This window comes from Gracilimonas sp. (assembly GCF_031581265.1).
Taxonomy (GTDB): Bacteria; Bacteroidota; Rhodothermia; order Balneolales; family Balneolaceae; genus Gracilimonas.
Window position 1 is genome coordinate 45,530 of the sequence record NZ_JAVLBQ010000006.1, and the last position, 14,623, is coordinate 60,152.

At 40.8% G+C, this 14,623-nt stretch carries 12 protein-coding genes and 1 riboswitch; of the genes, 3 read left to right on the top strand and 9 right to left on the bottom strand.

What is annotated here, in order from left to right; all coding sequences use genetic code 11:
• Positions 1-26: 26 nt before the first annotated feature.
• The 6 genes from pyrH to lysA all read right to left on the bottom strand — a co-directional run bounded on the left by pyrH (position 27) and on the right by lysA (position 4,895).
• Positions 27-746 (bottom strand): UMP kinase, encoded by a 720-nt coding sequence (gene pyrH / locus RI561_RS03875; RefSeq protein WP_395078914.1) that lies wholly within the window; start codon positions 744-746, stop codon positions 27-29.
• Between the two features lie 74 nt (positions 747-820).
• A complete protein-coding gene (gene tsf, locus RI561_RS03880) occupies positions 821-1,654 on the bottom strand; it encodes a translation elongation factor Ts (RefSeq protein ID WP_395078915.1) in 834 nt (277 codons plus the stop codon).
• Positions 1,655-1,684: 30 nt separating this feature from the next.
• Complete coding sequence (rpsB, locus tag RI561_RS03885; protein ID WP_395078916.1) at positions 1,685-2,566, bottom strand: 30S ribosomal protein S2; 882 nt, start codon at positions 2,564-2,566, stop codon at positions 1,685-1,687.
• Positions 2,567-2,756: 190 nt separating this feature from the next.
• Positions 2,757-3,143, bottom strand: a complete 387-nt coding sequence (gene rpsI / locus RI561_RS03890; RefSeq protein ID WP_395078917.1) for a 30S ribosomal protein S9 — start codon at positions 3,141-3,143, stop codon at positions 2,757-2,759.
• A gap of 18 nt (positions 3,144-3,161) precedes the next feature.
• Positions 3,162-3,605 (bottom strand): 50S ribosomal protein L13, encoded by a 444-nt coding sequence (gene rplM / locus RI561_RS03895; RefSeq protein ID WP_395078918.1) that lies wholly within the window; start codon positions 3,603-3,605, stop codon positions 3,162-3,164.
• Between the two features lie 120 nt (positions 3,606-3,725).
• Positions 3,726-4,895, bottom strand: coding sequence for a diaminopimelate decarboxylase (gene lysA / locus RI561_RS03900; RefSeq protein ID WP_395078919.1), 1,170 nt, complete (start codon positions 4,893-4,895; stop codon positions 3,726-3,728).
• Positions 4,896-5,073: 178 nt separating this feature from the next.
• A riboswitch (cyclic di-AMP (ydaO/yuaA leader) is annotated at positions 5,074-5,204 on the top strand.
• 67 nt (positions 5,205-5,271) lie between these two features.
• Here lysA and RI561_RS03905 point away from each other — a divergent pair.
• From RI561_RS03905 to RI561_RS03915, 3 genes are all read left to right on the top strand, one after another.
• On the top strand, positions 5,272-5,931 hold the full coding sequence (locus RI561_RS03905) for a hydrolase (RefSeq protein ID WP_395078920.1): 660 nt from the start codon (positions 5,272-5,274) through the stop codon (positions 5,929-5,931).
• An 89-nt stretch (positions 5,932-6,020) separates the two neighbouring features.
• Positions 6,021-8,183 carry a cation:proton antiporter gene (locus RI561_RS03910; protein WP_395078921.1) on the top strand — a complete coding sequence of 721 codons (2,163 nt, stop codon included), beginning with the start codon at positions 6,021-6,023 and terminating at the stop codon, positions 8,181-8,183.
• Between the two features lie 135 nt (positions 8,184-8,318).
• Complete coding sequence (locus RI561_RS03915) at positions 8,319-10,430, top strand: amino acid permease (RefSeq protein WP_395078922.1); 2,112 nt, start codon at positions 8,319-8,321, stop codon at positions 10,428-10,430.
• A gap of 417 nt (positions 10,431-10,847) precedes the next feature.
• On the opposite strand, the gene hisS is transcribed toward RI561_RS03915, so the two are convergent.
• The 3 genes from hisS to RI561_RS03930 all read right to left on the bottom strand — a co-directional run bounded on the left by hisS (position 10,848) and on the right by RI561_RS03930 (position 14,611).
• Positions 10,848-12,107, bottom strand: coding sequence for a histidine--tRNA ligase (gene hisS, locus RI561_RS03920; RefSeq protein WP_395078923.1), 1,260 nt, complete (start codon positions 12,105-12,107; stop codon positions 10,848-10,850).
• Between the two features lie 74 nt (positions 12,108-12,181).
• On the bottom strand, positions 12,182-13,654 hold the full coding sequence (locus RI561_RS03925) for a lipopolysaccharide biosynthesis protein (protein ID WP_395078924.1): 1,473 nt from the start codon (positions 13,652-13,654) through the stop codon (positions 12,182-12,184).
• Positions 13,655-13,666: 12 nt separating this feature from the next.
• Positions 13,667-14,611: a sulfotransferase gene (locus RI561_RS03930; RefSeq protein WP_395078925.1), complete on the bottom strand. Its 945-nt coding sequence runs from the start codon at positions 14,609-14,611 to the stop codon at positions 13,667-13,669.
• Between the last annotated feature and the right edge of the window lie 12 nt (positions 14,612-14,623).

Genomic DNA, 14,623 nt, shown 5'->3' on the forward strand with positions numbered 1-14,623 from the left:
ATGGTGTTTACCAGAAATAGATAAGTTTATTCCCAGACAACGGTAGTCCCCACATCTTTACCATCTACCACAATTTTCTTCAAGTTTTCTTTCTCATTCATATTGAAAACAATAATAGGGGTTTTATTTTCCCGACAGAGGGTAAAAGCCGTTAAATCCATAACGGATAAACGTCGTTTGAGAACTTCATCCCCCGTAATACGATCAAATTTTTTGGCATCTCCGTTTTTCTCGGGATCAGAATCATAAATGCCTTCTACGCGGGTACCCTTGAGAATTACATCGGCTTCAATTTCAATGGCACGGAGTGAACCTGCAGTATCGGTTGTAAAATAAGGATTACCAGTTCCGGCTCCGAAAATAACGACTCTCCCTTTTTCAAGGTGACGTATAGCGCGCCGCCGGATATAAGGTTCAGCAATAGCTTCCATGCGAATGGCACTCATCAGTCTTGTTTGTACACTGATTTGCTCAAGAGCATCCTGAAGCGCCATACTGTTGATCATGGTGGCAAGCATGCCCATATAATCTCCCTGTACACGATCCATACCTTGAGTAGCTCCTTTCACTCCCCGAAAAATATTACCGCCTCCAATAACTACCGAAACCTGAACTCCGGCTTCCTGAATAGATTTAATTTCTTTGGCGTATTCGCTGAGTATATCAGCATCAATTCCATGTCCTTGTTCACCTAAAAGAGCTTCTCCGCTTACCTTAAGCAGTACTCTGTTGTATTTATTTCCCACGTTTTCCGGTTTTATAAATTATAAGACAAAAAAAAGGCTGTCAATTCTGACAGCCTTAAGGTAAAAAAATTTTGTTAAGCGTTTTCGCCAAGTTGTAAGCGATGAAACGACTTAACGAGCGGTGCGTCATTTTGTTCGAGGTATTCCTGAACAGAAAGACTATTGTCTTTCACAAATTTTTGTTCAAGCAATACTCGCTCTTCGTAAAAGCGCCGTAATTTCCCTTTGGCAGCTTGCTCGGCAATATGCTCAGGTTTGCCTTCATTCAGTAACTGGTCTTTAGCAATTTCGAGTTCTTTCTCAACAAGAGAAGTATCAACACCGTCGCGGGTTACTGAAAGTGGCTTCATAGCTGCAATCTGCATAGCTACATTTTTACCGATTTCATCATCAGTAAGTTCACCTGCAAATTCTGTAAGCACCCCCAGTTGGTTTCCAGGATGGATGTAGTCAATCAATGTTCCGTCGGTAGTCATCAACACAACGTTATTGATTTCAATTTTTTCACCGATTTTACCAACCATTTCTTCCAAAAGCTTTTCAACGGTAAGTCCGTCTATTTCAATAGCCAGAAGATCATCAACATTATCAACATCGTTTTCGAAAGCAGCGTCAAGGAAGGTCTTAGCATCGTCCTGGAATTCTTCATTGCGGGCAACGAAGTCCGTTTCACAGTTGATTTCAATCATAGTAGCTTTAGACTTATCATCAGAAATTCGGCTTAATATTAATCCCTGATTAGCTTCACGATCTGCTCTTTTTTCGGAAACTTTTTGTCCTTTCTTGCGAAGATTTTCAACGGCTTGGTCGAAGTCGCCATTCGCTTCGGAGAGAGCTTTTTTGCAATCCATCATGCCCGCTCCGGTCATATCTCTAAGTTTTTTTACGTCAGCAGCAGAAATACTCATTTTTATTCTGAATAGTATTTAAAGTTGAAATTATTCTTCTTCGTCATTGCTGTCAGCATCAGCTTTTGCGTCTGCTTCTTCAGCTTTTTTGTCTTTGCCTTTATTTTTGCGGCGAGAGCGAAGTTTAGTTCCTCTTATAGCATCTTTAATATCGACGGAATCGTCTGAGTCTCCCTTAGCTTCGGCAGCAGCTTGTTCCATAGTATCTTCTTCTTGTTGGGCCTCACGCTCTGCAGCGCCTTCAATAATAGCGTCCGCAACTTGTGTGGTAATCAATTGAATAGTTCGAGCCGAATCATCATTACAAGGCACAATAAAATCCGGAACATCAGGGTCACTATTGGTATCAACCATCGCAATAATTGGAATATGAAGTTTGATGGCTTCTTTCACAGCAAGGTGTTCTTTGTTGATGTCTACAACAAAAATAGCGCCGGGCAGACGTCCCATATTTTTAATACCACCTAAAGCAGCATCAAGTTTGTCTTGCTCACGCTGAAGCATCAATCCTTCTTTCTTGGTGAGTTCGTCAAAAGTACCATCAGTTTTCATTTTTTCGATTTCTTCCATACGCGAAATACTCTTACGAACGGTACTAAAGTTTGTAAGCATTCCACCCATCCACCGTTGAGTAATGTAAGGCATTCCACACCGGAGGGCTTCCGTGGTAATAATTTCAGTAGATTGCTTTTTGGTACCTACAAAAAGAATTGTTTTACCTGCCCGAGAAAGTTGTTGAACCTGATCGAGGGCTTCTTGTAGATAATTCTGAGTTTTTTTAAGGTCAATGATGTGAATCCCGTTTCGCTCCATAAAGATGAAGTCTTTCATTTTAGGATTCCATCGGCGGGTAAGGTGACCGAAGTGTGCGCCTGATTTAAGCAGGTCTTGAATTGATGCAGCTTTTGCCATAATTATATATGTGTTATTTAGGTTAATCCTCTATGCGGGTCAATCCCGAGCGTTAATCCTGAGTCAAAGCCCAGAACACCAAACGCAGGGTCGCCACATATGTGTGATTTGTTTTGTGAATAGTTATTGGTTAAAAGTGTAGTGGTTATTCGCAAATCGAATAACCACTTTCAAATAACGAATAACGGAATTATCGTTTAGAGAACTGGAATTTCTTACGAGCTTTGGGCTGACCGTATTTCTTACGCTCTACCATTCTGTCATCTCGTGTAAGAAGGCCGTGTCCTTTAAGAATATCGTGCATATCCTCGTTCTCTCCGTCTAAAGCGCGGGCAAGAGCGTGGGAGATGGCACCGGCTTGTCCGGTACTTCCGCCGCCACGTACGGTAATTTTAATATCGTACTTGCCTTCAGTTTCGGTAACAGACATTGGAAACAATGCAATGTTACGACGTGCTTTTACAGGAAAATATTCTTCAATTGGTTTGTGATTGACGAGAACTTCACCGTTACCCGGTTTGATATATAGTCGGGCGGTTGCAGTTTTTCTTCGTCCTATGTAATTCGCTTGTGCCATTTAATTTGTTTGGATGGATTAAAGCTCGATGATTTCTGGTTCTTGTGCAGTATGCGGATGTACCGGACCTGCGTAAACTCTCAAGTTGGTGGCAATTTTACGCCCCAATTTGTTTTTAGGAAGCATGCCTTTAACAGCATTAGTTACAAGTGATGTTGGATCTTTTTCCATCATCTCTTCAGCTGTGGTAAATCGTTCACCGCCAGGATAGAAAGTGTGACGGAAATAAGTTTTATCCGTCATCTTCTTACCGGTCAATTTCACCTTCTCGGAATTGATAACAATAACGTTATCACCGGTGTCCATATGTGGGGTGAAGGTTGGCTTGTGCTTGCCTCTCAAAATTTTTGCAATCTCACTACTCAAGCGGCCCAAGGGCTGATCTTCTGCGTCAAAGAGCACCCATTTCTTTTCAATGTCGTCAGGTTTCGCTGAGTATGTCTTAAAACTTAATGTGTCCACGATTATACTCGTTTGTTTTTGTCATTTTGGAAAGTCGAATAAGATAGAAGTTATTCTCGTAGATATCAATATTAGATTTCATAAAAGTTTGAAATAGAATCAAAGCTACTAATTCAGTTTTTAAGTTTTAGGGATTAATATTTCATCTGAATAAACCGACGGGTTTGCCTCTCTTAAATTGTAAGCACTGCGCATGACCTCTCCGTAAGCCCCGGCACTCCGAATGGCAATAAGATCACCTCGTTCTACTTCCGGTATCGATACATCTTTTCGGAAGGTGTCAGAGCTTTCACAAATAGGGCCAACCACATCGTATATTTTTTCTTCTTTGGAGCTAGTTAATACATCTATACGATGAGCTGCTTGGTATAAAGCCGGTCGGATGAGTTCGGTCATACCGGCATCAACAATAGCAAAATTCTTGGAAATACCCTTTTTGGTATATAACACTTTAGTAATCAAACTTCCTGACTGCCCAATAACAGATCGACCGAGTTCAAAATGGAGTTGTTGATGGTTTTTGAGTTCTATATTCTCCTCAAATAAACCGAAGAATTTTTCAAAATCAGGTACTGAGCTATCATTGGGGTGTTCATAGTTAATGCCAAAGCCCCCGCCTACATTTATCACAGTAAGCTTAAAGCCTTTCGATTCTATATGCTCATTCAGAGAATTCGCTTTTGAACACAATTCCCGAAAAGGGTCAAACTTCTCGATTTGGGAGCCGATGTGAAAATGGATACCGACTAATTCAAGATTTTCGAGTTCCGGAAGCTTGTCCAAAACTAAATCAAGTTCAGATTCATTGATCCCAAACTTATTTTCATTTAAACCGGTAGTGATATATTTATGAGTATCGGCCTCCACATTGGGATTGATACGGAGTGCGATTCGGGCTTGCTTTCCATGTTGTTCAGCTAACTCATTCAGCACCTCTAATTCCTGAGGAGACTCACAATTAAAGCAGAATATATCATGCTTCAGGCCGAGTTCAATTTCTTCATCACTTTTACCCACACCGGCAAAGGCAATTTCATTCGGGAAAAAGCCAGAGTTAATGGCACGCTGTATTTCACCACCACTTACACAGTCGGCTCCCAGCCCCGATGCTTTAATGATCTCTAAAATCTTGGGTTGATTGTTGGACTTCAAAGCAAAATGTACGCGGTAGCCTTTCGAAAGTCCGTATTTCTTGATCTGCTCAAGAGTAGCATTCAATACATCGAGATCGTAATAATAGAACGGTGTTTTTTGGTTTTTGAAAAAGTCGGTGACTTCCGAAGGAAACATTAAGATCAGTTTAAAAGTGAATGAGTGAATTTTAGAGCATCAAAGATAACGAAATTTGAACCACCGATTAATCAGATTTATTGATTGCATAGATTTTCAAAATCATAAATCATCCATCAAAAATCATAACATTTTACGTTTGACCAAACACTAAAAAGCCGGTATTATTGTTAACGATTTGAACGATCTGCCAAATCTCGAAAACTTCGAGAGTGGAGGAACCAAAAGTGGGGCGAATTCCAAGTTTGGAAAGGGCATCTATCAGCTCTAGCCCGTCAGCTAACTTCGCAGGCATTGATAGAAGATTGAGCGTAAATGTGCGTTTTCGGTCTTCGCTTCTAAAATAAATTTTTACCGAAAACAAAGTGACATTTGCATGGATTTAGGACAAAACTCCCTACTTAGCGCCAATAAATTTACCATTCCTGAAAGTATTCACTCAGCCCCGGGGATCTCATTAAAAGGAAAATTAATAAAATCAGTTTTGTTGAGTACTGATCTTACTTACATCCAAAATTTGGATATGGATGCGGTAATGATTCTCAATCCTTTTGAAAAATCGAACGAATTGGACGAAGTAATTATCCAGTTTAGCAATAAACCCGTGTTTTGTGATGTCGGTGGTGGTTTTTTGCGGGAAGAGCAGACTATGCGATTGGCAAGGGGAGCCTTTGAAGTAGGTGCTGCCGGGGTTTTGATTTCTAAACCTACAGCCCCTGAAATTATCAGGCGAGTTAAACAGCAAATTCAAGGGGAGTTGATTTATACAGTTATGTTTGAGGGAGAACCAATTCGAGAATTGGTTGATGCCGGTGTGGATATGTTCAATGTTTCAACGGGAGAAACCACTTCGGAAACAGTAGCTGAAATTAGGACGTTTTTACCTGATGTCGCCATCATGGCCAATGGAGGTCCGCACAATTCAACAATCCGGGAAACTATTTCAAATGGTGCCGACGCCATAGTCTTAAATCCACCTACAGCCACTGAAATCTTGCGATCTGTATTTGATAACTACCGAAATAACAGGGGATAAACCGTTACTTCAGGAAGAGCAGAAGAGATGGAATGTTATTCCTGAAAAAGTTATTCTAAATAGCTAATCACTTACAAAACTTTAAAGCAATGGATGTTTTCTCGGCCGCCCCACATCATGATGTACTCGTTTTAGTCGTTCAGATAGGTGTTTTATTATTAGTAGCCCGCGCACTTGGTGAAGTTGCTCAACGGCTCAATCAGCCGTCAGTAGTCGGAGAAATTTTAGCCGGTATTATTCTCGGTCCTTCACTAATCGCAGGGTTTGTTCCGGGACTTGGAGAATGGATCGTTCCACAAAGTGAAGTTCAGGGTCATTTATTAGAAGTAGTGAGTTTAATTGGGGCTATGTTTTTGCTGCTGATTACAGGACTTGAGACGGATATTCGACTCATTAAAAGGCACGCCCGTACCGCAATGGGTGTATCAGGCGGGGGAATTATTGTAACCTTTGCAACCGGATTTGTTTTGGGACAGAACCTCCCTGATTTTCTGTTAGCCGACACCAATGAGCGCCTTGTCTTTTCTCTTTTTGTGGCAACAGCGATGTCCATATCAGCTATTCCGGTGATTGCCAAAGTTCTTATGGATCTCAATTTAATGCGGAGAGATGTAGGCCAAACGATTATTGCGGCAGGCATGAGTGATGATACCATCGGGTGGATGTTGCTATCAATTGTAGCCGGAATTGCCAGTGGAGAGTCGGTTACTGCAGGTAGTGTATTTCAAATTGTAGGAAGTGTGCTCGCATTTATGCTGGTAAGTTTTACTGTTGGCCGATGGATGGTGAAGAAATTATTGAATTACGTTCAGGATCAAGTCAAAAGTACTGACCAGCTGTTAACCTTAGTGGTGGTTTTAACATTTTTATGGGGAGCAATCACTCAAGCGTTGAACCTGGAGGCTGTTTTAGGAGCCTTTGTTATGGGGATTATATTTGGGATGATGCCCCGCCTGCCCGATGAAGTTCACCACAAACTGGAAAGCATAGCACTTGGAATTTTTGCCCCGATATTTTTTGCTACGGCAGGATTGAAAGTAAATGTAATCAATTTGTTTGAGCCGAGACTGTTGATCATTACCGGAATTGTGATATTTATAGCGACCTTCGGAAAAGTTGCCGGAACCTACTTTGGAGCGCGGTTCATAGGAAAGAAAGATCACTGGACGTCTCTAAGTTTTGGCGCAGGACTCAATGCCCGCGGTGCTATGGAAATTATTATTGCTACCATTGGTTTAAGGTTGGGAATCTTATCTCAGGATATGTTTTCCATTATAGTGGTTATGGCCATGGCTACCTCACTGATGGCCCCTTCAGCATTGAAGTGGGTGCTGAGTAAAGTGGAGATTGGAGCTGAAGAAGAGGAACGGCTCAAAAAAGAAGAAATGGAAGCTGAGAGTATTGTAGCAGGCATTCACCGTGTTCTATTACCAGTTCGCCGCAGAGATACTGATCCCGAAAAACTATTAACCCAATCTATTGAATCACAAATTTTAGCTCGTTTGGGAAAACAAAATCATTTATCAGTGACTTTGATGACTGTAGCTCAACAAGGAAATAAACAGGAATGTGAAAAATATCTCGATGAACTTGGGGAATTGTTTGGTGAAATTGAAGTCACCAAAAAAGTAGTAGCTGATGTAAAAGCTGATAAAGCCATCTTAGAAGAAGTAGAAAAAGATTATGATTTACTGGTGTTGGGCGCCACTGAAAAAGATCCAAACCGGCGACATTTATTCAGTCCGCTAATCGATTATATGGTAAGAGTAGCTCCATGTCCTGTAATGATCGTACAGCCGGATGAAGATCCTGATAGCTGGAAACCCAAGCGAATATTGGTCCCCACCAACGGTACAGCTGCTTCAAATAATGCAGCGGAGTTGGCTTTTTCTCTGGCCAAAGACAACCAGACTTGCGAAGTAACAGGCATGAATGTTATAGAAGAAGAAAGGAGAGCGGATCGACCTTATAAAATTGGAGGAGGCACAACTTCCGGGAAAAAAGAAATAGCTCGCGGAATAGTTCAGGAGTTAAAAGAAAGGGGGGAGGCCTATAATGTAATCACTGAAGCGGTAGTAGAAGAAGGAAGCGAGGTTGAAGACGTAGTTCATGAATTTGTATTAAGGAATGAAATTGATCTAATGATACTTGGTACAAATATAAGACCTGGATCACATAGATTATATCTGGGTCCCCGTGTGGAAAACATGCTTGAGCATGCCGAGTGTCCTGTAATTATATTTAATACCTAAAATTCATTTTGTAGTTACACACATGTTTGATACTATTTATCAAAATAACGCAACAGATAAATATTTAAATGTGTACCATTAAAAACTATGAGGTTGGTACGGATAACGATCTCAAATTAAGATCAAAATTTACGTATGAAGCATAAAAAATTAGCTAAAGAATTAGGGCTTTCGGATGTATATGCCATTGCAACTGGAGCCATGTTCAGTTCAGGTTTTTTCCTATTACCGGGTTTAGCGGCAGCAGAAACGGGGCCATCCGTAGTTTTAGCCTACTTAGTATCAGGTATCATTGTTTTACCAACCATGTTTAGTGTTGCCGAGCTGGCCACAGCTCTTCCCCGATCAGGTGGTACCTACTATATTATCGATCGAAGCCTTGGCCCTATGTTAGGGACTATTGGAGGATTTGGATCCTGGCTGGCACTCGTTCTCAAAAGCGCATTTGCTCTCATTGGAATGGGCGCCTATATCTCTATTTTCTATGAAGTAGATATTTTATATGTAGCCATATTTCTGACTATTGTTTTCGGAATTTTGAATATTGTTGGGGCCAAAGAAACCACATGGCTCCAAAAAGTATTAGTGGCTGCGTTGGTTACTATCATGTTCTTCTATATCATCCAGGGAGTTTTTGAAATATTTTCGATGGATGTTGTTGCTGTAGCTCAAAGGCAGTTTACTCCATTCTTTACCGAAGGTGTTTTTGGGTTTTTTGCGACTGTGGGAATGGTTTTTGTTTCTTATGCAGGACTCACCAAAGTAGCAAGTATAGCCGAAGAGGTAAAAGATCCTGATCGTAATATTCCACTTGGAATGTTTTTGGCTATTGGTACCGCAGTTGTAGTGTATGTGGTAGGTGTATATATAATGGTAGCCCTGCTTGACCCTGCCGCTTTCCGAGAAGATCTGACCCCGGTGGCCACAGCAGGAGAAGTATTTTTAGATTGGCTGCCTGAACCGGGCGGGCTCATTTTAGTAGTTATTGCCGCCGTCGCTGCTTTTGCTTCTACGGGAAATGCCGGGATTATGTCTGCTTCAAGATATCCCATGGCTATGGCGAGAGATAAACTGATTAATAAGCATTTTGCTGCGGTTGGAAAACTTGGAACTCCGCACTGGTCCGTGATTGGAACAGTTGCCTTGATGCTATTTTTCTTGTTGGCTTTCAATGTAGCTGAAGTGGCAAAATTAGCTTCTGCCTTTCAATTATTACTGTTTGGCTTATTGAATTTAGCAGTAATTGTGATGCGCGAAAGTAAGATCGAGGAATACGATCCGGGTTTTAATTCTCCTTGGTATCCGTGGATTCAGATCATAGGAGTGATTCTTTCCATTATTCTTATTTTTGAAATGGGTATTCTTTCGATACTGTTTACGGTAGCTGTATCAGCTGCATCAATTATATGGTATAAATATTATGCCCAGGATAAAGTAGAGCGACAAGGAGCTATTTTCCACGTTCACGCCCGTCTTGGAGAGAATAAAGATCAGGGACTGGAAGGTGAAATGAGAGGGATACTTCGTGAAAAAGGACTGCGACAAGAAGATCCCTATGAAGAGCTTGTGTCAAGGGCAGATGTATTGGAATATGATTCCGATGCCGACTACAAGGAAATGATGGAGGAAGCCTCAGCAAAACTATCTGACAAGCTCGGTATTAGTAAAGAAGAAATGACACAGATGTTCATGACGGCCGATGATTATTCGGCAATATCCATAGCTGATGGGGTAGCACTGAATCATGCTCGTATTGCCAAGAATACCTCTCCCGAATTGGTATTGATTCGAATTAAAGACGGAATGGAAAATGAGCGTATCATAACTACAAATTCCGATAAAAAAGATGACAAGAGTAAATTACACTCTATTATTTTCTTTGTGAGTTCAAAAGAAAACACGGGACAGCACTTGCGTATTCTTGCTCATCTTGCAGAGATGGTGGGTTCGAAGTCATTTCTTGAGAGATGGTGTAAAGCTGAAAATGAAGAAGAGCTCAGAGAAATTCTACTGCGTGACGAACGCTTCATCCGTATTACGCTAAATCCGGATGATGAGACGCAGCAATTCATAGGTAAGATGATCAAGGAAGTATCGCTTCCCGGTCAAAGCCTGATTACAATTATACGACGTGGCGGAGAAATTAAAATACCGCATGGCATAACTGTTCTTCAGGAAGGAGACGAGTTGTCAGTAATCGGTGAAGTTGAGGATATCAACGAGCTCAAGAAACTGCTTAAAAACTAACTCGACAGTTTACAATGATCAGTAAACAGTAACCAATGATCTCTCTCGATGATATGATCCAAACTCCACGCTAAACCTTCAACCTCGCTCCGCGTCGGAACGAGGTTGAGTCTGGCCTTTCTCAAACTTTAGATGACGTTCCTGTATCAAATCTTTCCGTTCATTTTTCTTGATAAAAAACGAACCATCCCGAAAAAATCGGGACAAGGCGATCGAAAAAACAGCTAAAGCTGACTCCATTACACTAAAAGAAATCAATGCTCCTTAATGTGCAAGGTTCGTTTCTTAGAATCTCAGCGGTATGATTTCTTTCTTAACGCTATTTTTTCTAAGGCCGGTAGGAACATCCAAGATTGAGCAAGGAAAGTTTTACTCTGAACTTGAACCTGTTTCAAGCGTCTCGCTTGGAACAATATCCTATTTACCCAGCTTCTCCAAAATCTCATTAAAAGTAAGCGAATCTTCCTCGCTTTCTTTCATATTTCGAAGCGTAAATTTACCCTCGTTCAGTTCATTATCCCCGATGATGATCGTATAACGAGCATTTTCCCGATCGGCATCTTTCATCTGGGCTTTCATGGATCTTGATTTGTAGTCCATGGTAGCTGAAAGTCCTGCCTCTCTGGTTTTGGGAAGATGGGTAAGAGCAAATCTTCGGGCCGCATCACCTAACGTCACAAAATATACATCCACTGATTTTTCTTCAGCCAGTTCAATATCCAATTCCTCACAGGCTATCATCAGTCGCTCCATGCCTGCTGCAAAACCTACGGCGGGGGTAGGTTGGCCTCCAATTTCTTCCACGAGCAGATCGTAGCGGCCCCCACCCGCCAAGGCATCCTGTGAGCCAAGATCAGGGGAGATAAGCTCAAACGCGGTACGCGTGTAATAATCCATGCCACGCACTAAATGGGGATCAAGTGTGTAGTTGATTCCAAGCTGATCTAAATACTCTTTTATTTTGTCAAAATGTGAATCCGATTCCTCATTCAGATAATCCTGAATAACGGGAGCATTTTTGATGTACTCCTGATCTTGTTCTTCTTTTGAATCCAAAATACGCAATGGATTTTTCTCAAAGCGTATTTGAGAAACTTCACTCATTTTGTCGAGATTGGGTCGTAAATAATCTCGCAAGGCTTCCTTATAAGCTTCACGGCTTTCGGGATCTCCGATGGAATTCAATTTCAACTCAAAATTATCAATACCAATACGTTGATAGACCCGTATCATCAAAGCAATAATTTCTACATCAGCAACCGGATCATCACTGCCAATCACTTCTGCCCCAAATTGGTGAAACTGTCGCTGCCGGCCTTTTTGAGGTTTTTCTGCCCGGAACATTGGCCCGATGTAATATAATTTCTGTGAACCGCCGCGCTGTTCTAAATGATGCTCCACATAGGAACGGACAACCGGTGCCGTGAGCTCGGGTCGTAAAACATAATGGCTGTCTCCCTTTTCAAACGCAAAAATCTCCTTGGAGACAATGTCCGTCAACTGGCCGATTCCACGAACAATCAGCTCCGTCTGCTCCAAAATGGGTGTACGGATTTCTTCGAAATTAAACTTTGCCGCTTCTTCATGAATGATGTTCTCCAATGCCCTCCATTTTGGGGATTCATCGGGGAGAATATCTACCATTCCAACGTGAGAAGTGTACTTGGGTTTTGCCATGTGTGTGTTTGGGTTGAATGAAGTGAGATCAATTTAATATCGCTCCAAAGATAAGGGGAGCGGGGGAGAGTTTCTTAGAGGAATTTCGTTTTGATATCAGCCCAGATCTTATTCACTTCTTCGGAGACGTTGAATAGCAAAATGCCGGTGCTATATATGATTGTAATGGCGACTGAACGAAGAAGAATATCAGTATATAGATTGCCAATTCTATCTACTTGTAGGGACCCCCATAAAATGAATCCGCTCAGCATAATCACAGTTAAAAGTTTAGGTGAAAGAGGTTGCATCTGGAATTTGATCCATACATAAATGCCTTTGATGAGATTGTAGACAAACAAGGAAATAGCAGTAGCTGTTGCGGCACCTGCAATACCATACATAGGGATTAGAAGATAATTGAGAATAATAGATACAATAACCAGAAAGATCATAGAAACCAGATCAAACCGGTAATATTTTGAATTTAAGATGATACCTCCGTTGATTCCGGCCGCCATGTCGATAAGTTTAGAAAGCCCAATTATGATGATTACAGCAGAAGTATTAGCATAGTTTTCAGGGAGTATATCGTTAATATTGTGCAAGTTGGCGACGACTCCAATAAAGATCAGGAATCCCGGGACCAACTGGTTAAGAGAAGTACTTTTGTAAATTTTATGGATCTCAGGGTAATTTTTATCTTTTAGATATTTGGAGATCAATGGACTCGCAATTTTCCCAATAGATCTTTGGGGTACTGCAATTATACTTCCTACATAAAAAGCGATAGCATAGATGCCGGTTTCCGTAAGTCCGGCAAGAGATCCCAGCATGATGATGTCAATATTATTCACAATGAGGGTGGTCATTCCTCCAAGCACCGCAAACAAGCCATAATTGGCCATTCTTTTTACCAAGGTCGTCTTTAAGTAAACAAAATTGGGTTTCAAGAACAGCTCTTTTTTGACAAACAAGAACAGCAACATCATCAGTGGCTGAGCTAAGTAAGAGCCTACAAATCCTATCATAAACTGGTAGAACGTGATCCAGTCGAGCCAAAATAATACTAAAAGAAGAATGGCGATTACCCTGAGAATGATCTCACTTACAACGGATCCAGGAACGGAATGAAGTCGGGCCCGGATGTAACTGTTAAGCACTTCAAAGTAAAGAATGCCAAAAACCAGCGGTATAAGGAACCAATAATATTCGGTGAAAAGAGGTGAGTCAGAATAATAGTTTAGAAGTAGTCCATCAAAAAAGAAAACAACAACCAGAAATAGCAGGAATCCGACCAGTGGAATGGTAAGGGTCAAAAAAAGAAAACCATTATGCTTCTTATCTGAATTCTCGAAATAAGGAAAAAAGCGAATAGCTGTGTTTTTCATCCCGAGGTGGGCAAACTGGGAGAAAATAAAAGAAACCGAAAGCAGAAGTCGTGTTAGCCCATATTCATCAGGCTCCAAAAAATTGGGATATAGATAAAGAGTAGAAATAAATCCCAACCCAATCCCAATGTAGGTGATGATGGAATTTATGATGCCTTGTGTTTTTATGATGCCCACGAAAGTTCCATTTTAATTCTCTAAATATCTTAGGTCAATTTCCAGCTCTTCCATTGCCGTTCTCCAACGTATGTCGTTTTGTGCATAAATGGGACGGGGTGGGCGCAAATTTGAAAGTGCCCAATTCAGAGTTTCTTCATCAAGTTCAATATCTAAATGATCGGAGAGTTCAGATAATTGTTGTTTAGATTTTCTGCAAAGGTGTTCATGTTTAATAGAAATAAACCGGTTACCAAATAATTTCTGTCCGTCCGAAATCATTTTATTATTCCATTCTTTCCAAAGCAGTAATAGTTTGTAATAGGCTGGTTTTTCCTTTAGTGCCGACCTACCAGTTTGGTCTAAATAGGTGTGTACTAATTTTTCTTGGCTCCATGAATTAAATCCCTTTTTGAGGCTGAAAAAATAATCGGGATCAGTATTCTCAAATTGTAAACTTTTTGTTGGTTTAAGGTAATCAAGAATCATGGCCACTTTACCCCGGAATGTTTGGCGTTTAAAGCGGATGCCAAAAATATGTGAAGTGACAAATCTTAGTGGGTTCTTATAAATATGTATTAGATGAGAATCAGGAGCAATATCAAAGAGTTCTTCCAAAAGGAAAGTGGCTCTGACAAATTTAAGCAGAGTTTGTTCGGATGAATTAACAAGATATTTTAAATAGGCTTTGTGGTGATCATTAAATTCATTTTTAGAAAGTTCTAAATGATAGTTTTTTGGGGCTCCGTAGTTAAAATAATCAGGATCGATAGGCAAGTCTTTCTCTTTAATAAAACTTTTGCGGAAAGCACGAATCCTGTGATTCAGGTCAAAATTTTTTTCTCCACTACCTCCCCCTATGGTTTTATTTGCAGCACTTAGAGGTTCATAAAAGGCTTTTAACTCGGTTTGTTCCGAGAGTATATCAAATAAAATGGTAGTACCAGAACGTCGTAAACCAATTATAAAAATATTCATGGTTAATAGGGG

Excerpts from the sequence above, each read along its gene's own strand:
- tsf (WP_395078915.1), bottom strand. The coding sequence starts at position 1,654 with ATGAGTATTTCTGCTGCTGACGTAAAAAAACTTAGAGATATGACCGGA.
- rpsB (WP_395078916.1), bottom strand. The coding sequence starts at position 2,566 with ATGGCAAAAGCTGCATCAATTCAAGACCTGCTTAAATCAGGCGCACAC.
- rpsI (WP_395078917.1), bottom strand. The coding sequence starts at position 3,143 with ATGGCACAAGCGAATTACATAGGACGAAGAAAAACTGCAACCGCCCGA.
- lysA (WP_395078919.1), bottom strand. The coding sequence starts at position 4,895 with ATGTTTCCTTCGGAAGTCACCGACTTTTTCAAAAACCAAAAAACACCG.
- RI561_RS03905 (WP_395078920.1), top strand. The coding sequence starts at position 5,272 with ATGGATTTAGGACAAAACTCCCTACTTAGCGCCAATAAATTTACCATT.
- RI561_RS03910 (WP_395078921.1), top strand. The coding sequence starts at position 6,021 with ATGGATGTTTTCTCGGCCGCCCCACATCATGATGTACTCGTTTTAGTC.
- RI561_RS03915 (WP_395078922.1), top strand. The coding sequence starts at position 8,319 with ATGAAGCATAAAAAATTAGCTAAAGAATTAGGGCTTTCGGATGTATAT.
- hisS (WP_395078923.1), bottom strand. The coding sequence starts at position 12,107 with ATGGCAAAACCCAAGTACACTTCTCACGTTGGAATGGTAGATATTCTC.
- RI561_RS03930 (WP_395078925.1), bottom strand. The coding sequence starts at position 14,611 with ATGAATATTTTTATAATTGGTTTACGACGTTCTGGTACTACCATTTTA.